Origin of the sequence: Thiorhodococcus mannitoliphagus, assembly GCF_010915725.1 — a bacterium.
Lineage (GTDB): Bacteria > Pseudomonadota > Gammaproteobacteria > Chromatiales > Chromatiaceae > Thiorhodococcus > Thiorhodococcus mannitoliphagus.
In genome coordinates this window covers 30,258-49,788 of record NZ_JAAIJR010000020.1, presented here as the reverse complement: position 1 = coordinate 49,788, position 19,531 = coordinate 30,258, and the positions used below count along the sequence as shown (strand labels likewise).

Sequence of the window (19,531 nt, the reverse complement as noted above, 5' to 3'; positions counted from 1 at the left end):
CGGCGCGCTCACTACTGAACGGAAGAGACAACCGAACATGGGTTTCCTACAAGGCAAGAAGGTTCTCATCACGGGCATCGCGAGCAACCGCTCCATCGCTTGGGGCTGCGCCCAGGCCATGCATCGCGAGGGCGCCGAGATCGCACTGACCTACCAAAACGAAAAGCTCAAGAGCCGAGTCGAGGACCTCGGCGCCAAGATCGGCTGCAAGGTCATCCTCCCACTCGATGTGGGCAGCGACCGCGACATCGCGCATCTCTTCCAAGAGCTGGAACAGCATTGGGACGGGCTGGACGTCATCGTACACGCCATCGCCTTCGCCCCCAAGCACGAGCTGGCCGGAGACTATGTCGAGGAGCTGACCCGCGAGGGCTTCACCACGGCCCATGAGATCTCGTCCTACAGCTTCTCCGCGCTCGCCAAGGCCAGCCGTCGCATGATGGAGGGCCGCAATGGCTCGCTCCTCACCTTGAGCTTCTTGGGCTCGGTGCGGGCCGTACCCTACTACAACGTCATGGGTCTTGCGAAGGCCAGCCTGGAGGCGAATGTCCGCTATCTCGCCGCCTCGCTCGGCCCCAGTGGAACTCGGGTCAACGCCATCTCGGCAGGTCCCATCCAGACCCTCGCCGCCGCGGGCATCTCCCACTTCCGCTCCATGCTCAAGCAGGTCGAGCGCCACACGCCCCTGCGTCGGACCGTAACTCAGGAAGAAGTCGGCAATGCCGCGGCCTTCCTCTGCTCGGACCTGGCCAGCGGCATCACCGGCGACATCCTCTACGTCGATAGCGGCTTCAACATTCTCGGTCTGGGCTGAAGCGCGCGTCTTCATCCCTGCGCTGCAAACGCATCGCATCGCTCGAAGGGATTCTAGACAGGATTAACAGGATTTCCCGAGCCCTTGGCTTGGCATCCTGTTAATCCTGCACTTCCCCCCCAGCCATACACCGGGAGCCGAGTCGGTCCCGTTGCGCCCCCACTTGTCAGATCAGGATGTCCTCGGCGTGGAGCAGGTCGGCGTAGAGGTCGTTCTTGATAATCTCCCAGTTGCGCCGCGTCTTTGCGGCCGCGCTCAGGATGTAGCGGCGAGCGACGAACACCTTGCGACTGTCCACTTCCGCCTCGTCCATCAGCAGCCAGCCGGTATAGAGGTAGGAATACATCTCGACCAGCTCCTTGGCGGAGACGCTCTGAGAGTGCTTGTCGGCCTTATCCGTGACGAACTTGAGTGCATCCAGGAAGAGCGCCCGCATCTCCTTGAGTTCGTCGGCGAGTCGGCCGAGGCTGCCGGCGCTCTCCTTCTGCTCCCTGGCCGCGAAATCGCTCGCGAAGATGTCGTTGAGGACACCACCAATGGCCGCGACGATCTGGAGCTGAGACGTCCCCTCGTAGATATTGGTGATGCGCGCGTCTCGAGTCAGGCGCTCGACGTTGAACTCCCTCATGTAGCCCGTGCCGCCATGGATCTGCAGTGAATCGTAGGTGATCTTGTTGGCGTTCTCGCTCAGCGCGTATTTCGCCATCGGGGTGAGCAGGGCCGCGGCACGTGTGGCCTCTTTGAGCCTGGCGTTCTCCGCGCTGGAGTCCTTCTTCTCGGCTTTCAGCTCCTCGACCCGCTCCTCGAGCTTGTTGCGCAGATCGACCCAATGGCAGGCGGCGTAGAGCAGGGAGCGGTCGCTCTCCAGCGTCACGCGCATGTCGATGAGCATATTGGTCACCACGGGGATCTCGAAGATGCTCTTGCCGAACTGCTCGCGCGCCTTGGCGTAGCGCAGCGCCTCCTCATAGGCCGCCTGAGAGATGCCGAGCGCCTGACCGGCGACACCCAGCCGCGCGCCGTTCATCATGTCCATGACGTACTTGATGAGGCCGAACTTGCGCTTGCCGATGAGCTGGGCCGGCGTGTCGTTGAACTGCAGCTCGCAGGTGGGGGAGCCGTGGATGCCGAGCTTGTTCTCGATGCGCCGCACCACGACGTTGTCCTTGCCGTAGCAGGCAAAGAGGCTGAGACCCCGACCGTCCTTGCTGCCTGGCTCCGAGCGCGCCAGCACCAGGATGATCTGGGCATTGCCATTGGTGATGAAGCGCTTAACGCCCTTGAGTCGCCACTGCCCGGACTCGTCCTGATAGGCCAGCATGTTGACGGCCTGGAGGTCGGATCCAGCATCGGGCTCGGTGAGCGCCATGGCACCCGTGGCCGCGCCACTGGCGAACTGCGGCAGGAACTCCTGGCGCTGCTCCTCGGTACCGAACTTATTGATGGTCTCCGCGATGTCCTGCAGACCGAAGAGGTTCATCAATGATGCCTCGGCCCGCGAGACCATCTCGATCGCCATGGTGTAGATGGTCGTCGGGATGTTGAGCCCGCCGTAGCGTCGAGGCAGCGTGAAGCCCATCAGCTCGGCCTTGGTCAACTGCTCCAAGGCCTCCTGAATGCCCTTGGCGTACTCGACCTTGCCGTCGGCGAAATGACTCCCCTCCTCGTCCACGGCAGCCGCCTGGGGGGCCACCACGTTCGCGGTGATATCGCCGACGATCTCGAGGACCTTGCGATAGTTGTCGATTGCGTCCTGATAGTCGACGGGGGCGAAGTCGTACTCCTTGGCCTCGGCATAGCCGCGCTCGGCCACCTCGACCACGTCTTCGAGCTTCAAACGATTGAATTGGAAGAGCAGATCGGTGTTGTCGGTGAAATAGTTGGCCATGGCTCGGCTACTTGAGTTTGTGCTTGTAGGCGTCGATGAGCATGGGAATGACTTCCATCACATCACCGACGATTCCGTAGTGGCAGACGCTGAAGATGGGCGCCTCCGGATCATCGTTGATGGCGATGATCTTGTTGGAGTCACTCATGCCGGCGCGATGCTGGATGGCGCCAGAGATGCCACAGGCAATATAGAGCTTGGGCCGCACGGTCACACCCGTCTGTCCGACTTGGCGCTCATGGTCGATAAAACCAGCGTCGACCGCCGCGCGCGTACCGGCCACCTCGCCGCCGATGACATGCGCCAGGTCGTAGAGGATCTGAAAGTTCTGGAAGTTGCCCATGCCGTAGCCACCCGAGACGATGATGGGCGCGGCCTTGAGATTGACCTTGGCGTCCTCGTGGTGGCGCTCGATGATGCGCACCAGATGATCGACCTCGTCCGGCGTATAGGAGACCTGGGTCACCGTCCCGTCAATCGGCTGGGCGAGCGGAATCTTCTCCATGACACCCTCGCGCACCGTCGCCATCTGGACCTCTGAGTCCGGACAGATGATGGTGGCGATGATGTTGCCGCCGAAGGCGGGCCGAATCTGCAGCAGCAGCTCGGGGTAGTCCTTGCGCAGATAGGTGACGTCGGAGATCTGCAGATCCGTGCAATCCGCGGTGAGGCCGCTAAGCGTATGGGACGCCACACGGGGTGCCAGATCACGACCGATGAAGCTCGCGCCGAAGAGCACGATCCGCGGCTGATGCGCGTCGACCAGCTGGCTCATAATGCGGCTGTAAGGCAGCGTGCTGTAGTGCTCCAACTCGGGGTGATCGACGAGCAGCGCCTCGGTTGCCCCGTAGCGGAAGGTCTCGACAGCGAGATCCTGCAGGTCGTGCCCGATCACGACCGCCTTGAGTTCACCCTTCAGGCTCTCCGCCAGCTTGCGCCCCTTGGAGAGCAGCTCGAAGCTGACATCGGCCGGCTTGCCCTCGCGCTGCTCGATGAATACCCAGACTTCTTGTTTCTTGTCGGTCATAGTTGTTGTCGCTCTAGTGCCTACCCAAGCTCGCGGCCTAGCCGAAGATGTGATCGTCCATCAGCTTGTCGATGAGCCCATACATGCCGTCCTTGGTCGCAGGGATGGTCTCATGCGTGCTACCGCCCAGGACGACGGACTCGATCTTGTGCACCTTGGTCGGCGACCCGCCCAAACCGCAGCGCGCGACCTCAATATCGAGATCGTCGGCCGTCAGTGTCGGGATGAAGAGCCCCTTGGAGACATAGTCGTCCTTGAGCTGATCCACATAGAGCAGCGAGTTCGCGTCGGCCATCTTCTCGATCTCAAGGAGTGTCCGCGCGTTCTTGTAAGCCATGACGCGCTTGGCACGGAAGGGGCGCGGCGTGGCGGCGTCCTTGACCACGGTGATCAGGAGCGGAAGCTTGCCCTCTAACACCTCGAACCCGTTGTCGATCTTGCGCTTGACGGTGATGGTGCGGTCCTTGGCCTCGAGAATCTCTTCGGCGTAGGTGATCTGGGGGAGACCCAGCTTTTCGGCGGTTTGCGGACCCACTTGGGCGGTGTCGCCATCGATGGCTTGGCGGCCGGCGAAGATGACGTCGTAGGGGGCCAGCTTGCGCAGCGTCTCCGCGAGGACATAGGAGGTCGCAAGCGTATCTGCGCCGGCGAACTTGCGGTCGCTGACCAGAACGGCCTCGTCCGCGCCCATGTAGAGACAGTCGCGCAGCAGGTCCGACGCCTTCAGTGGACCCATGGTGACGACGCGCACGGTACCGCCGTAACGGTCCCGGAGCTGCAGGGCCAACTCGAGCGCAACCTTGTCCTCAGGATTGAAGACCGTGGGGAGCTTACTGCGATTGACGGTGCCGTCCGGCTTCATCACCTGACCGGAGATGTTGGCCGTATCCGGGACCTGTTTGACCATTACGATGGAATGGTAGCTCATGCTCTGCCTTGTGATGTTCGTCTGTGAAGCGAAGGGACGCGACCACGGGGCGGCCCAAAAGCCCATACGCGCAAGGCCGCAGTGGCAGCATGACCCGGAAAGTCGGTCAACGTCGAGACGACCCAGCATCGACAGGCCATGGTCCGAGTCCCAGAGTTGGAAGCCTCAGGGGAGGACGGGGCATGCCGAGTCGCGACGCCGATCGCGATCTGGAGCAGGCGATCTAGGTTCTTATGCTTGTCTTCTACCCCAGCTCGATGTCGAAAGCCCGGCCAGATTGAAGGATGAGGATCGCAAATTCAACCACCCTGGACAGGTTGAACGGATGCTAACGAGGTGATCAAACCTCGGCAAGGGCTTTGGGGAGCGGAAGCGAGTCCGCCTGCCGAGGGTGATAAGACCCGGGGCGAAGCCGTCAAGACTCAGCACTGCCCTAGAATCCTTGAGGGCGCAAAATGCTTGCAGATGCGTCAAATTTCGATGAAGCGTCCAACAATCCAAGGCCGTCGGGATCGGGATCGGGATCGGGATCGGGATCGGGATCGGGATCGAACCGACGATAGCGATCCCGATTCCGATAGCGATCCCGATGGCATGACTCGTCGGTCTTAGGCGAAGCCTCGCTAGTAGATGGTCGCGCTTCGACAGATGGCCGCCACCTGGTATGACCGATCATGCGCCAAGGGCCTCCCTACTGTGAGCTTCTATCACGAAGTCGCAATGGGGCTTCGCACAAACCCCGGGGGCATGGCACAGCTCGAAGGCAAGGCCGCAGATACGAAAACGGCGCCCATCAGGGCGCCGTTTTCGGGTTATCGTCATGCAAGCGGCCAATGGCCCAAAGCGCCGTTAGAGCCCGTCCTCGCCCCCCATGTTCATCCGCTCGATGTCGGCCCGGCTTTCCATGTCTTGCAGCATGTCGTCGGACAGCTGCCGCCCCATGAGCTGGGTGAGGATGTAGACCTCGGTCGCAGGCCGCCCGTCTTCGCTTGGCTTAACCTCACCATCCTGGACTCGGCTGAGCCGGACGACGGCTGCATCGCCGTTATCCAGCGTGGCGGTGCCGACACTGATGGACCCATCACTGGGGGCGGCGAGCTTGAAGGCGACGTCGAGCACTCCCCTAGGCACCTCGGGGGCATTGCGGCCGACGAGTCCCGGAGAGGTGATCTCAAGCTCCGGATCGACCGTGGCCCATTCCTTGGACTGACGCAGCTGCTCGGCAAGCGACTCAGCAGCCGTCTTGGCGGCCTCCTTCGCCCTCTGCTGCTTGATCTGCGCAACGATCTCGTCACGCACCTCGGCCAAAGGCTTGACCGATGCCTCGCGGTGCTCGGCGACACGCAGCACGATGGCCTGCAGGCGATCCCGCTCGGGCTCGATCAAGTCGCTGTTGAGACCCTGTCCGAGCACATCGTCACTGAACGCCGCCGCAATGACCTTGGGCTGCGCCAAGATGCCATCGCCGCCGCCATCGCGACCGATCCAATCGCTATGCTGAATGCTCAGACCCAGCTCCTCTGCGGCCGGCTCGAGACTGTCGGAACTCTCGTAGCTGATGTTGGCCAGACGCTCGCCCAGATCGTAGTAGAGACGGTCGGCGCCCTGCTTGGCGGCCCCGGCGCGCAGCTCATCCTCGACCTCCTCGAAGGGTTTGATCTGTGCCGGCACGACCTTCGTCACCTCAATGAGGTGATAGCCGAATTGCGTTCGCACTGGCTCGGACAGCTTGCCCGGCTCCGCGGCAAAGGCCACCTGGTCGAAGGCGGGCACCATGATGCCTGACTCGATCATGCCCAGGGAGCCACCCTTGGACGCGCTTCCCGGATCTTCCGACACCTCCTTCGCGAGCGCATCGAAGGACTCACCCGCGAGAATCCGCTCGCGAATGCCCTTGATCTTCTCCGCGACGGCGTCGACGTCGCTCTGCTCGGCATCTTCAGGCACTTTGAGCAGGATATGCCGAACCTCGCGACGCTCCGGCTGGGCGAAACGCGCCTGCTCGGCAGCATAGACATTTCTCAGGTCTTCCTCCGTCACCTCGGTTGCCGCGGCTAGGTCCGTGGAATCGAGGAGCAGATAGTCCAGCTTGACCTGCTCTGGCGAGCGGAAGGAGTCAGAGTTGGCCTCGTAGAAGGCCGTTATCTCGGCGTCGTCGACGGAAGCATCCGTCTGGTAGTCGGAGAGCGCCAGCGTCGAATAGCTCAGCTCCCGCTGCTGGCCAATCAAGCGTTGATACTGCTCCAACTCATCGCTGGTCGCCAAGGCGCTCGCGGAAATGGCACGCGCAAGCTGGCCCGCTGCCAGTCGCTGCCGTAGCTGCGCCTCGTACATCGCGGGACTCATACCCTGATACTGCAGCAGTCGCTCGTAGGTCTCTTTGTCGAAGCGTCCGTCCTTCTGAAACGCGGGATCCAAGAGGATCTGGATCTGCACGTCCTGGTTCGAGACCCGCAGTCCCAGCCGCCTGACTTCATCCAGCAAAAGTGTCTCGCGGATCATGTCCTCGAGCACCTCGTCCCGCAGCGCCTTGTCGTCGATCTCGGCCGGGTCGTAGGCGGCACCCAGGCGCTGCCGCAGCTCCGTCCGTGCCTGCTGCACACGCCGATCCAGCTCGCGGGCGGGTAGCTCGACACCGTTAACGGTTGCCGCGATAGGCTCGCCACCAACGCCTAAGTAGGACTGAATCCCCCACAAAGCGAAGGGGATACTGATCAGAATCACGATTACCCAAGCAATCCAACCTTGAGCACGGTCACGGATAGTCTGAAGCATGGCAATTCGATTGTTTGAAGAGTGAGACGAATAGACAAAAAAGAACGGGGTATCCGATGGATACCCCGTCTTCTTAAAGATGGCGGAGCGGACGGGGCTCGAACCCGCGACCCCCGGCGTGACAGGCCGGTATTCTAACCAACTGAACTACCGCTCCAAATTTTGGTGGGTGCTGCAGGGATCGAACCTGCGACCCTCGCCTTGTAAGGGCGATGCTCTCCCAGCTGAGCTAAGCACCCTTCCGGCAAGAAGCAATTATTGTACCGCGTCCTTCAAGGCTTTTCCAGCCTTAAATGAAGGCGTTTTTGACGCCTTGATCTCGATCGTCGCACCCGTCTGCGGATTGCGACCAGTTCGAGCGGCTCGCTCCTTCACAGAAAAGGTACCGAACCCGATGAGCGACACAGTATCGCCTTCTTTGAGCGCGATTGCAATAGAGTCAGTGAAGGCATCCAGAGCACGCGACGCCGCGGACTTCGAGATATCGGCGGCGTCCGCCATTTTGTCGATGATCTCCGACTTATTCATCTAATTCCCCTGTAGAACCCTTCTTTACGAGCTTTCGTTGTAAGCGATCATGTCGCGGTATCACGCGGTTTCCGATTGTCGCACCGCACCGGGCGCTTGTCGCGAAGCCACCGCGATTCCGAGACTCGACGTTCGGACATGCATGCTATGACGGAGACACCGTCAGGAGCAACCATGACTCGCGCCCCCTACGACGGTTGCGGCTTGTAGCCGAGCACAGGGCGATGTTCCGACCTGTGCCGAGGCGATGATTATAACCGCAGTCCCGCCTTACCCCGTACACTCGACGGCCAAATCTGGCGCGGCGCCGCCGAGCGGTGGATTTCAATGATGCAGCCTTGCGGCCTGATCGCGGCTCGATTCCGACGCCTTGTCGTGGGCATCGTCCTCAACACTCACCGGATCTTCGCCATCGACCTTGGTCGGCACCGCCTCCGGACGCTCCGTCAGCGCGATCTCAAGCACCTCATCAATCCAACGCACCGGATGGATACTGAGATTCTGCTTGATATTCTTGGGGATCTCGACCAGATCCCGCTCATTCTCGAGCGGAATGATGACGCTCTCGATGCCGCCGCGATGTGCCGCCAGCAGTTTCTCCTTCAGGCCACCGATCGGCAGCACCTCGCCGCGCAGTGTGATCTCGCCGGTCATCGCCACGGTCGAGCGCACTGGAATCTTCGTCAGCGCCGAGACCAGCGCGGTACACATAGCAACGCCCGCGCTCGGGCCATCCTTGGGCGTAGCGCCCTCGGGCACGTGGATGTGGATGTCAAACTGGTTATGGAAGTCCGCCGGAAGGCCCAAGGCCTCGGCGCGGGCGCGAACCACCGTCATCGCCGCTTGGATCGACTCCTGCATCACATCACCAAGCTGCCCGGTAAAGGTGAACTTGCCTTTGCCGGGAACCAGCGCAGACTCGATTCTCAGTAGTTCACCGCCGACCTCGGTCCAGGCAAGCCCAGTCACTTGGCCGATCTGGTCGAATTCATCCGCGCGACCGTATCGATAACGCTGGACCCCGAGATACTTCTCGAGCGATTTCGAGGTCACGGTCGTCGTGGTGTCGCGCTTCTTGAGGAGAACCTCTTTCACCACCTTGCGGCAGATCTTGGAGATCTCACGCTCGAGATTTCGCACACCTGCCTCACGTGTGTAGTGCCGAATGATGTCGCGCAGCGCGCTCTCGCGAATGTTGAGTTCGCCCGATTTGAGACCGTTGTTCTTCTTCTGCTTGGGCGCTAGGTAACGCTCGGCGATAGCGACCTTCTCGTCTTCCGTGTAGCCGGAGAGCCGGATCACTTCCATGCGATCGAGGAGCGCTGGCGGAATGTTGAGCGTATTGGCGGTACCGACGAACATCACCTCGGAGAGATCGAAATCCACCTCCAGGTAGTGATCGACGAAGGTATGGTTCTGCTCCGGATCCAAGACCTCGAGCAGGGCCGAGGCGGGATCGCCACGGAAGTCCATCGCCATCTTATCGATCTCGTCGAGCAGGAAGAAGGCGTTGCGCGCCCCTGCCTTGGAGAGATTCTGAATGATCTTCCCGGGCAGCGCGCCGATGTAGGTCCTGCGATGCCCGCGGATCTCGGCCTCGTCACGCACACCACCGAGCGACATGCGCACAAACTTGCGGTTGGTTGCCCGTGCGATGGATTGACCCAGGGAGGTCTTACCCACTCCGGGCGGCCCGACCAAGCAGAGGATCGGACCCTTGAGTTTGCGCACGCGCTGCTGGACTGCCAGATACTCCAGAATGCGTTCCTTCACCCGCTCCAGGCCGTGGTGATCCTTATCCAGGACGGACTCCGCGACCTTGATGTCATTGCGAATCCGGGTCCGCTTCTTCCACGGCACGCTCACTAGCGTGTCGATGTAGTTGCGGACCACCGTCGCCTCAGCAGACATGGGCGACATCAACTTCAGCTTATTGAGTTCCGCCTGGGCCTTGCTCTTCGCCTCGAGCGGCATACCCGCGTCTTCAATGCGCTTGGCAAGATCTTCGATTTCATTCGGCGCATCCTCAAGCTCTCCGAGTTCCTTCTGGATCGCCTTCATCTGTTCGTTCAGATAGTACTCGCGCTGATTCTTCTCCATCTGACGCTTAACGCGTCCGCGGATGCGCTTTTCCATCTGCAGGATGTCGTTCTCGGACTCCATGAGTCCCATCAGGTGCTCAAGCCTGACCTGCACATCCACAATCTCGAGCACGCGCTGCTTCTCGTCGAGCTTCAAGGACATGTGCGCGGCCATGGTGTCGGCCAGGCGCCCCGCGTCGTCGATACTCGCAAGCGAGGTCAGGACCTCCGGCGGCACCTTCTTGTTCAGCTTGACGTACTGGTCGAACAGCGCCATCGCCGAGCGCATCAGCACTTCTTGCTCACGCTCCTCGACCTCGAGCGTCTCATTCATCGGTTGGATAATCGCCGTGAAGGACTCTTCGGTCGTCAAAAAGCGCTCGATATGGGCCCGTTGATTACCTTCGACCAGAACCTTCACAGTGCCGTCGGGCAGCTTGAGGAGCTGGAGGATGTTGGCCAGGGTGCCAATCTCGTGCAGATCCTTGACCTCGGGATCGTCGACATCGGCACTCTTCTGAGCGATCAGGAGGATTTGCTTGTCGCTCGCCATGGCCCCGTCGAGGGCACGAATCGACTTGTCACGCCCCACGAATAGCGGGATGACCATATGCGGATAGACAACGACATCGCGCAACGGAAGGACTGGCACTTCCTGTGGCGTCGATTCGTCGGAGCCGGTAGCTGTGTTCTGTAGCGCCATGGAACCCGTTCTCGTTGGTGAGCGCGGCCTTGCGTCCGGCGATTCCGACCGACCCTAGGTTTCCTGGGCCGCTCGGCCAGACAGGGCCAGCGAAAAGGTGATTGATGAAAGGGTCGGGGCTCGCGCGATGGTCTTCAATATCGGGGCTCCCGTTGGTTGCGAACGGGAGCCCCGCAAAGCTCGCAGCCCGATAGCGGGCGGGTCAATCGGCCGACGCGGCCTGCTTCTCGACCCCATCATAGATTAGGAAAGGTTTGTTCTCGCCAGCGATCACCGAGGCATCGATCACCACCTTGCTCACATGATCCATCGACGGGAGATCGTACATGGTGTCGAGCAGCACCTGCTCCATGATGGTCCGCAGACCGCGGGCGCCCGTCTTGCGCTCCATGGCCTTAACGGAGATCTCGCGCAAGGCATCGTCGCGAATCTCAAGCTGGACACCTTCCATCTCGAAGAGGCGACCGTACTGCTTGACCAAGGCGTGCTTTGGCTCGGTGAGGATGAGCATCAAGGCGGCCTCGTCGAGTTCCTCCAGGGTCGCCATCACGGGAAGCCGGCCGACGAACTCCGGGATCAAGCCGTAGCGAATCAAGTCCTCCGGCTCGACCGAGCTGAGCAGCTCGCTGACTTGCCGCCCATCGCTCTGACTATGGACCTCGGCGGAGAAGCCGATTCCGGTCTTGCGGGAGCGATTTTGGATGACCTTGTCCAGGCCAGCGAAGGCACCGCCAACAATGAAGAGGATGTTGGAGGTGTCGACTTGGAGAAACTCTTGCTGGGGGTGCTTGCGGCCACCTTGCGGCGGCACGGAGGCAACTGTTCCTTCGATCAGCTTGAGAAGCGCCTGCTGAACACCCTCGCCGGACACATCGCGCGTGATCGATGGGTTGTCGGATTTGCGCGAGATCTTGTCGATCTCGTCGATATAGACGATACCTGTCTGCGCCTTCTCGACATCGTAGTCGCACTTCTGGAGAAGCTTTTGGATGATGTTCTCAACATCCTCGCCAACGTAGCCGGCCTCGGTTAGGGTCGTCGCGTCGGCGATGGTGAAGGGGACATTCAGCAAGCGCGCCAAGGTCTCGGCCAAGAGCGTCTTGCCGGAGCCGGTGGGGCCGATCAGCAGGATATTACTCTTGGCGATCTCGATGTCTTCCTTCGCCTCTGCCACCTCCAACCGCTTGTAGTGGTTGTAGACCGCGACGGAGAGCACCTTCTTCGCCTTCTCCTGGCCAATGACGAACTCGTCCAGGCGCGCGTTGATCTCGCGCGGCTTGGGTAGATGATTGGTCGTTTCCCCGACGCTTTCCTGCATCTCCTCGCGGATGATGTCGTTGCAGAGTTCGACACACTCATCGCAGATAAATACGGATGGGCCGGCGATGAGCTTACGCACCTCATGCTGGCTCTTACCGCAGAACGAGCAGTACAGCAGCTTGCCTTCGTCGCTCTTGCCGTGATTGTTTCCACTCATCGGGGGTAGGTCTCCGGGGGGTCGATAGGGCACGCAACTCCAGCGTTCCCGAGTGAGGCCATTTCAATCATAACCATTTGGGAATATATGGCAAGACGGTTAAACGCAAGCTTTGTCAGGCGTCACACTTTTGATGCACCCAAGACGGCGATTCCGTGGAGATGGCCTCCACGGGATCCGAATCGGGCAGTTCAGTCTTTGCCCGGTGCCGGGCCGCGCTCGCTGATGACCTTATCGATCAGCCCGTAGGCCTGAGCATCCTCACCGCTCATGAAGCGGTCGCGGTCGGTATCTTCCGCGATCTTCTCAATGGGCTGACCGGTGTGCGACGAAAGAATGTGATTCAGGCGATCGCGGATATAGAGGATCTCGCGCGCGTGAATGTCGATATCCGTCGCCTGCCCCTGAAAGCCGCCAAGCGGCTGATGGATCATCATACGCGAATGCGGTAGGCAGTGACGCTTATCCGCGGCGCCGCCAGCGAGCAGGAGCGCCCCCATGCTTGCAGCCTGGCCGATACACATGGTGCTTACGTCGGGACGAATGAACTGCATGGTGTCATAGATTGCGAGCCCAGCCGTCACCGATCCACCCGGAGAGTTGATGTAGAGATGAACATCCTTGTCTGGATTCTCCGATTCCAGAAAGAGAAGCTGCGCCACGACCAGGTTGGCCATGTGATCTTCGATCGGCCCGACAATGAAAATCACCCGCTCTTTGAGCAAACGGGAGTAGATATCGAAGGAGCGCTCCCCGCGGGCCGTCTGCTCGACGACGATGGGCACCAGCCCCAAGCCTTGCGGCTGCCATTCATTAGGACTCGAAGATGAGGTCATGGATGATCCAACTTCCCAAAAAAAGATGTGGATTAAGGTAGTGCGCTAACCGCCCGCGACTAAGGCGATTGTCGGAAAATCTCATACCAGATGACACCGGATCGAGGCTTGCCTTCAGGAGCACCGGCAAGTGCATGGCCGGACCCTGTGACCGCCGGTGCGACAGGCAAGGCGGGCCTCGATGCAAGTCGGCGAGTATGAGCTTTGACAGAAATCGCCTATGCTGAAGCCTGCTCGCTGGCGGACTCGGAACGCGTGAGTTCGTCGAAGGAGAGCTGTTCATCTGCTGTCTCGACCTGATTCAGGACCAACTCGACGACTTGTTCCTCGAGGACGGAGGTCTCGACCTGGCTCAGGTGCGAGGGATCACCATAGTAGTAATCGATGACCTCCTGCGGCTGCTCGTAGGTCGACGCCATCTCCTCGACCGCTTGACGCACGCGATCCTTATCGACCGTGATCTCGTTCTCGCTCACCATCTTGCCCAAGATCAACCCCAGGGCCACACGCCGACGGGCGGCATCCGTAAAGAATTCAGGCGGCAGCTGCACTTGTGCCCCACGCATCGCCTGGCGCATTTGCTCACCCATTGCACTCGCCTCTTTCTGCACCAGGGCGGAAGGAACAGCGATCTCGTTCGAGGCCAACAAAACGTCCATCACGCGCTCTTTAGTGCGGGCTTTGATGCGATCTTTCAATTCACGCTCCATGTTCGCCCGCACGTCTGACCTGAAGCGCCCGACGTCACCATCATCAACGCCGAACTCCTTGAGGAAGTCATCATCCACCTCCGGAAGCACGGGCTCGGCGACAGCATCAACCGTCACCTCGAAGCGCACTGCCTTGCCGGCCAGGTGCTTTGCCTGATAGGGGTCGGGAAAGGTCAAATCCAGGGTGCGGCTCTCACCGGGAGCGGCGCCGGCCAATCCGTCCTCGAAGCCGGGAATCATCCGGCCCGCGCCCAACTCGATCTTCACGCCTGAGGAAGATCCGCCCTCAAAGGCCTCGTCATCGACCGTACCTCTGTAGGAGATCGTCATCTGATCCCCGGTTTCGGCGGCTCGCTCGACCGCACCCCAAGTCTTACGCTGCTCGCGCAGGCGCTGGATCATGGCGTCCAGGTCGGCCTCCGTCACTTCTGCCACGGGGCGCTTTACGACCTGGCCTGCAAGGGACGCCAGCTCGAACTCCGGCATCACCTCAAAGGTCGCGGTGAATCCGATACGCTGATCCTCGAGGTCGAAGTCGGGCTCGATTTGCGGGGTGCCGGCGGGCTTGAGAGACTCCTGATTGAGGGCCTCCATGAAGCTCGACTCCACCATGTCCGCGAGCACCTCCTGGTGCAGTTGCTCGCCGTAACGCTGACGCAGGACCTTCATGGGCACCTTGCCCGGACGAAACCCTGGGAGCCGCGCGCTGCGCGCGTACTTCTGCAGTCGCTTATCAACTTCGCCGGAGATCTGCTCGAACGGCAGATGGACCTTCATCCGACGCTCGAGCCCCTCGCCCGCTTCAACCGACACTTGCATTGATTCTCTCCAGCAGGCGCTGCCTGATGGTGCGGCCCGCACAGTGAATAGGGGAACCGGCGCGAACAACCACCCGCGCCTCCAAAAGCCGTTCAGTATAGCCTGTTGCCCAAGAGGGCTCCAAGCGTCATTGGCGTGGCGGCGGCGAGGAGAGGATCGCGGAAGGAAGGGGCACACCTCGCTCCAGCTCGCCAGAGCGACGCAGCTCGCGCTTCAGGATCTTGCCCGTGGAACTCTTGGGAAGTGTCTCGCGAATGAGCACGCGCCGCGGAATCTCATGCTTCCCGAGATGCTCGCGGCAGTAGGCCCTCAGCGTCGCAGGGGTCGCGGTACTACCGGGATGCAAGGTCACGTAGGCGACCGGAACCTCACCGTGACGTGCGTCGGGGTCACCGACGACCGCAGCCTCGGCGACATCGGGATGGCGGTAGAGGACCTCTTCGAGAACCCGGGGATAGACGTTCATGCCGTTGGTGATAATGAGGTCCTTGAGGCGGTCGACGAGATAGAAGTAGCCTTCAGCGTCCTGACAGCCCAAGTCGCCGGTGCGAAACCAGTCTTCGAAAAAGCTCGCCGCTGTCGCCTCCGGGAGATTGAGGTAGCCCTTCATGATGCTCGGGCCGCGGACGCAAACCTCTCCAGTCTCACCGACGCCGAGCAGTGCTCCCGCCGCGTCCCGGATGGTCATCTCGACATCCGGGACGGGCAGGCCCACGGAGCCCGGCTTGCGCGGCCCGCTAAGCGGGTTGACGCAGGTCACCGGACCACACTCCGTCGGACCGTCACCTTCGAGCACCGGCACGCCGAAGCGCTCCTCGAACGCCGCCATGACAGCCTCTGGCATGGCGGCGCCTCCGCTGACGCAGCAGCGCAGCGTGCGCCACGCCGATACCAGGGCAGCGTCCAGGCGCAAGAGGACCGCGAACATGCTGGGCACGCCGAGAAAGACGGTCGCACCTTGAGCGGCGATTGTCTGGCTGACCAGCTTGGGCTCGAACCGCTCGACCGGTACCAAGCCGAAGCCATGCAGCAGCGGCGTCAGCATGCCGACCGTGGCCGCGAAGGCGTGGAACATCGGGAGCACGACCAGGACACGGTCGTCGTCGCGAAAATCCAGGGCGCGCGCGACGCTCGAGGCATTGGCGAGCAGATTGGCATGGGTGAGCATCGCACCCTTGGGGCGCCCCGTCGTCCCCGAGGTATAGAGCACCGCGGCTACGGCCTGGGCCGCGTCCAGATCCAGTTCGGGTGCCGGACCCGGATGCGCCGCTAGCTCGCCAAAGCCGAGTACCTCGGTGCCCGGGGCGTCGCCGACACAGACGCGCAAGGCAACACCGGGCTGGGCCTCCAAGGCCGCTGCCGCCATGGCGGAAAAGGCTTGATGATAAATGAGCCCCTTGGCATCGCTATCGCCGAGGATAAAGGCGACTTCCTTGGGATTGAGCAGCAGATTCAGCGGGACCACCGTGGCCCCGGCCTTGAGGATACCCAGATAGGCAAGGATGAAATCCGCGCCGTTCGGACACAACAGCCCGAGCCTGTCTCCCGGGGCAAGACCCTGATCGACCAAGGCTGCGGCCAGGCCATCCGAAGCGCGATCAAGCGCGCGAAACGACCAGTGACCCGCGTCGCTGTAGACGCAAACCGCATCCCCGCGACGCAACGCCGTCTCTCGAAAGCGCCCGGGGATGCTTGGGCAGGGCTGCGAAACACCCATGCTAGGCCGCTGAGACTAGATGACCTTGGAGAAGCCGATCGGGCCAGTTTTGGACGCCAGATAGGCGTCGAAGGTCATGCAGATATTGCGCACCAGGAGCCGTCCGCGCGGCAGGATGCGGATCTTGTCGGCTGTCAGCTCGACCAAGCCATCCGCTTCCATACCCTTGAGCTTATCCAGACTGTCCGCGAAATAGTCGGCGAACTGGATGTCCCACTTGGCCTCGGCGACACGCATGTCGAGTTCGAAGTGACAGATGAGCTGGGTGATCATATCGCGGCGAATGAGGTCGTCGCGGTTCAGCTCGATTCCCCGGTAGACCGCCAGACGGCCCGCGTCGATGTCCGCGTAGTATTCGTCCAGGCCGCGGCGATTCTGGCCGTAGGTGTTGTCGACCTTACCGATGGAGGTCACGCCGATCCCGATGAGATCGCAATCGGCGTGGGTCGAGTAGCCCTGGAAATTGCGATACAGGGTCCCGGCCTGCTGCGCCAGCGCAAGCTCGTCGTCCGGACGTGCGAAGTGGTCCATGCCGATATAGACATAGCCCGCGTCGGCGAGACGCGCGATGGTTTCCTGCAAGATGTCCAGCTTGACCTCGGGCGCCGGCAGATCGGCATCCTGGATGCGGCGCTGGGGCTTGAAACGCTCTGGCAGGTGCGCGTAATTGAAGATCGACAGGCGCTGCGGATTGACCGCGATCACTCGATCCAGGGTCTTGGCGAAGCTCTCGACCGACTGGAAGGGCAGGCCATAGATAAGGTCGATACTGATGGACCGGAAGCCCTCGTCCAGCGCTGCGTTCAGCACCGCCATGGTCTGCTCTTCGGTCTGAATACGGTTGACGGCGGTCTGCACGCGCTCGTCGAAATCCTGCACACCGAGACTCATGCGGTTGAAGCCGATCTGGCGCAGCACCTTGATTGACTCGGCGTCCGCCTCACGCGGATCGATCTCGATCGAGAATTCACCGACATCGTCATCCGCCAAGGTAAAATGACGGCGCGTTACCTCCATCAGCTCGGTCATCTGATCGTTGCTCAGGAAGGTTGGCGTGCCACCACCCCAGTGCAACTGCTCGACCTGGCGCGACTTGTCGAAGAGCGCGGACTGCATCTCGAGTTCGCGATAGACGCGATCCAAGTACGGCTGCGCCAAAGAGCGGTCCTTGGTCGCGATCTTGTTGCATGCGCAGTAGAAACAGACCGTGTCACAGAAGGGGATATGGAAATAGATCGAGAGCGGCCGACCGCTCTCGTTGCTGCGCGCACAGGTTGCCTTGTAGGCTGCCTCATCAAAGGATTCATCGAACTCGACCGCAGTTGGGTACGAGGTATAGCGCGGACCGCTTTGGTCGTAGCGACGAATCAAATCAAGGTCGAAGGAAACGCCTTGCTCCACCGTTCAATCCTCCAGCCGTGGGGCACGCCTGTGGCTCCCAGTCGGCCTATTACGTAAAGCCTGTTCAGGCATCATCCCCGCTAACATCGAGCCCACCACGAGGAGTCTCGTTGATCTGCTTGAGCAGGGTATGGAATCTCTTCCGCGAATGTGCTCGCCAGGTCCAGGAATGACAGACCGCCGCTGCCGTCCGGCATGGACGCTATAGGTCCGCCCCAGACTCATGACCCCAAAATCGCCTCGACCAGCGGCTGACTCGCGACGAGCTGCTCGCGGGTCAGGATGAAAACGCCGTCTCCGCCACGCTCGAACTCCAACCAGGTGAAGGGAACCTCGGGAAGACGCTGCTCCAGGGTCTCTGCCGAGCTGCCCACCTCAACGATGAGAATGCCATCATCGGTCAGAAAGCGGTCCGCCTCAGCAAGGATGCGAAACACCAAATCCAGGCCATCCTCACCGCCGAGCAGGCCAAGACGAGGCTCGCGATGATACTCGAGCGGAAGACTCTCAAGCTCGGCGCGGGAAACATAGGGCGGATTCGAGACGATGACATCGTAGCGGTTTCCGCGCAGGCCGTCGAAGAGATCGGACTCGAGCACGCGCACCCGCGCCGCCACCCCATGACGCTCGACGTTTTCGCGCGCGACACTCAGGGCGTCAGGAGAGACGTCTACGAGATCGACATCGGCTTCCGGCAGATAGACTGCCGCGGCGATACCGATGCAGCCGCTCCCAGTGCAGAGATCCAGCACGCGCTCGATCCCGTCAGGCGCAATCCAGGGATGGAAAGCGTTTTCGATCACCTCGGCAATCGGCGAGCGAGGCACCAGGACGTGCGCGTTGACGGCGAACTCGAGGCCCGCGAACCAAGCGCTTCCCGTCAGGTAGGCCGCCGGAACACGCTCGACTAAGCGCCGTTCGATCAGCGCCGCGATGGCCTCACGCTCAGCGGAGGTCAAGCGGCAATCGTGGAAGGCCGCCGGCAAGTCGGACTCTAAATGTAAGGCACTCAAGACGAGTTGAGCCGCCTCGTCGACCGCGTTATCCGTACCATGACCGAAAAACAGCCCATGGGCGTTGAAGCGGCTCGCGCCCCAGCGCACGAAGTCTTTGATGCTGACCAAACCCTCTGGCTGCTCTGCCATGGCACTCGAACCGCGTCGTTAGATCTTGAATCTCGAGTGCGTCGAGGCGACGCGCCTCTCGCGAACTCGAGCGTAAGCGACAAAGGATACCATTGCCGCCCAGATCATTTCAGCCCGCGCGTAAAGCCAATGAATGGGGCGCGGCGCCATGCGCGGCGGCCACTGAGGTCTAGGCAGCGCGACGCCCCTTATCCTGGCCGAGCCCGAGACCTGCGCCATCCACATCGACCTTACCGGCCCGGCCGCGCTCGACCAGATCCTGCAGCGTAATGTCGCTCAGGAAGCGGAAGATCTCGTCGCTGAGCTGATCCCACAGATGATGGGTCAAGCAGCGCTGGCCCTCGCGACAGTTCTCACGCCCGCCGCAGCGCGTAAACTCCACCCACTCGTCCACCGCGCAAATGATGTTGGCGATGGAGATCTCCTCCGGGGTCTTGCCGAGGTAGTAGCCACCGCCTGGACCGCGCACACCACGCACCAACTTCTTGGCCCGCAGTGCGGCGAACAGTTGCTCCAGATACGACAGTGAGATGCCCTGGTTGACCGAGATGTCAGCCAAGGTCACAGGGCCCTTGCCGGAGCTTAGGGCAAGGTCGAGCATGGCCGTAACCGCATATCTGCCTTTGGTGGATAGTCTCATGGTCGGAGTGCCTGCTACTTGTTGATCGTTGATCGAGCGTCT

General features: G+C 61.3%; 14 protein-coding genes and 2 tRNA genes. 1 reads left to right on the top strand and 15 read right to left on the bottom strand.

Annotation, left to right across the window (positions count from 1 at the left end):
• The first annotated feature begins 37 nt into the window (after positions 1 to 37).
• Positions 38 to 814, top strand: coding sequence for an enoyl-ACP reductase FabI (locus tag G3480_RS06910; protein ID WP_164653046.1), 777 nt, complete (start codon positions 38 to 40; stop codon positions 812 to 814).
• Between the two features lie 166 nt (positions 815 to 980).
• Here G3480_RS06910 and G3480_RS06905 read toward each other — a convergent pair whose 3' ends face one another.
• The 15 genes from G3480_RS06905 to G3480_RS06835 all read right to left on the bottom strand — a co-directional run bounded on the left by G3480_RS06905 (position 981) and on the right by G3480_RS06835 (position 19,489).
• Complete coding sequence (locus tag G3480_RS06905) at positions 981 to 2,702, bottom strand: acyl-CoA dehydrogenase family protein (RefSeq protein WP_164653044.1); 1,722 nt, start codon at positions 2,700 to 2,702, stop codon at positions 981 to 983.
• A 7-nt stretch (positions 2,703 to 2,709) separates the two neighbouring features.
• Positions 2,710 to 3,729: an electron transfer flavoprotein subunit alpha/FixB family protein gene (locus G3480_RS06900; RefSeq protein WP_164653042.1), complete on the bottom strand. Its 1,020-nt coding sequence runs from the start codon at positions 3,727 to 3,729 to the stop codon at positions 2,710 to 2,712.
• Between the two features lie 37 nt (positions 3,730 to 3,766).
• Positions 3,767 to 4,657 carry an electron transfer flavoprotein subunit beta/FixA family protein gene (locus G3480_RS06895; protein WP_164653041.1) on the bottom strand — a complete coding sequence of 297 codons (891 nt, stop codon included), beginning with the start codon at positions 4,655 to 4,657 and terminating at the stop codon, positions 3,767 to 3,769.
• An 849-nt stretch (positions 4,658 to 5,506) separates the two neighbouring features.
• Positions 5,507 to 7,432 carry a SurA N-terminal domain-containing protein gene (locus G3480_RS06890; RefSeq protein ID WP_164653039.1) on the bottom strand — a complete coding sequence of 642 codons (1,926 nt, stop codon included), beginning with the start codon at positions 7,430 to 7,432 and terminating at the stop codon, positions 5,507 to 5,509.
• An 80-nt stretch (positions 7,433 to 7,512) separates the two neighbouring features.
• Positions 7,513 to 7,589 (bottom strand) — tRNA-Asp (locus G3480_RS06885).
• A gap of 6 nt (positions 7,590 to 7,595) precedes the next feature.
• A tRNA-Val gene (locus G3480_RS06880) sits at positions 7,596 to 7,671 on the bottom strand.
• Positions 7,672 to 7,687: 16 nt separating this feature from the next.
• On the bottom strand, positions 7,688 to 7,960 hold the full coding sequence (locus G3480_RS06875; RefSeq protein WP_164653037.1) for an HU family DNA-binding protein: 273 nt from the start codon (positions 7,958 to 7,960) through the stop codon (positions 7,688 to 7,690).
• A 324-nt stretch (positions 7,961 to 8,284) separates the two neighbouring features.
• Positions 8,285 to 10,744, bottom strand: a complete 2,460-nt coding sequence (gene lon / locus G3480_RS06870) for an endopeptidase La (protein WP_164653035.1) — start codon at positions 10,742 to 10,744, stop codon at positions 8,285 to 8,287.
• A gap of 202 nt (positions 10,745 to 10,946) precedes the next feature.
• On the bottom strand, positions 10,947 to 12,221 hold the full coding sequence (gene clpX, locus G3480_RS06865) for an ATP-dependent Clp protease ATP-binding subunit ClpX (RefSeq protein WP_164653033.1): 1,275 nt from the start codon (positions 12,219 to 12,221) through the stop codon (positions 10,947 to 10,949).
• Between the two features lie 191 nt (positions 12,222 to 12,412).
• Positions 12,413 to 13,057, bottom strand: coding sequence for an ATP-dependent Clp endopeptidase proteolytic subunit ClpP (clpP, locus tag G3480_RS06860; RefSeq protein WP_164653031.1), 645 nt, complete (start codon positions 13,055 to 13,057; stop codon positions 12,413 to 12,415).
• A gap of 218 nt (positions 13,058 to 13,275) precedes the next feature.
• Positions 13,276 to 14,586 (bottom strand): trigger factor, encoded by a 1,311-nt coding sequence (gene tig, locus G3480_RS06855; RefSeq protein WP_164653029.1) that lies wholly within the window; start codon positions 14,584 to 14,586, stop codon positions 13,276 to 13,278.
• Between the two features lie 127 nt (positions 14,587 to 14,713).
• On the bottom strand, positions 14,714 to 16,303 hold the full coding sequence (locus G3480_RS06850) for a long-chain-fatty-acid--CoA ligase (RefSeq protein WP_164653028.1): 1,590 nt from the start codon (positions 16,301 to 16,303) through the stop codon (positions 14,714 to 14,716).
• Positions 16,304 to 16,318: 15 nt separating this feature from the next.
• Complete coding sequence (gene hemN / locus G3480_RS06845; protein ID WP_164653026.1) at positions 16,319 to 17,704, bottom strand: oxygen-independent coproporphyrinogen III oxidase; 1,386 nt, start codon at positions 17,702 to 17,704, stop codon at positions 16,319 to 16,321.
• Between the two features lie 221 nt (positions 17,705 to 17,925).
• Positions 17,926 to 18,849 (bottom strand): 50S ribosomal protein L3 N(5)-glutamine methyltransferase, encoded by a 924-nt coding sequence (gene prmB, locus G3480_RS06840; RefSeq protein ID WP_164653024.1) that lies wholly within the window; start codon positions 18,847 to 18,849, stop codon positions 17,926 to 17,928.
• Positions 18,850 to 19,018: 169 nt separating this feature from the next.
• A complete protein-coding gene (locus G3480_RS06835; protein WP_164653023.1) occupies positions 19,019 to 19,489 on the bottom strand; it encodes an Rrf2 family transcriptional regulator in 471 nt (156 codons plus the stop codon).
• Positions 19,490 to 19,531 lie beyond the last annotated feature (42 nt).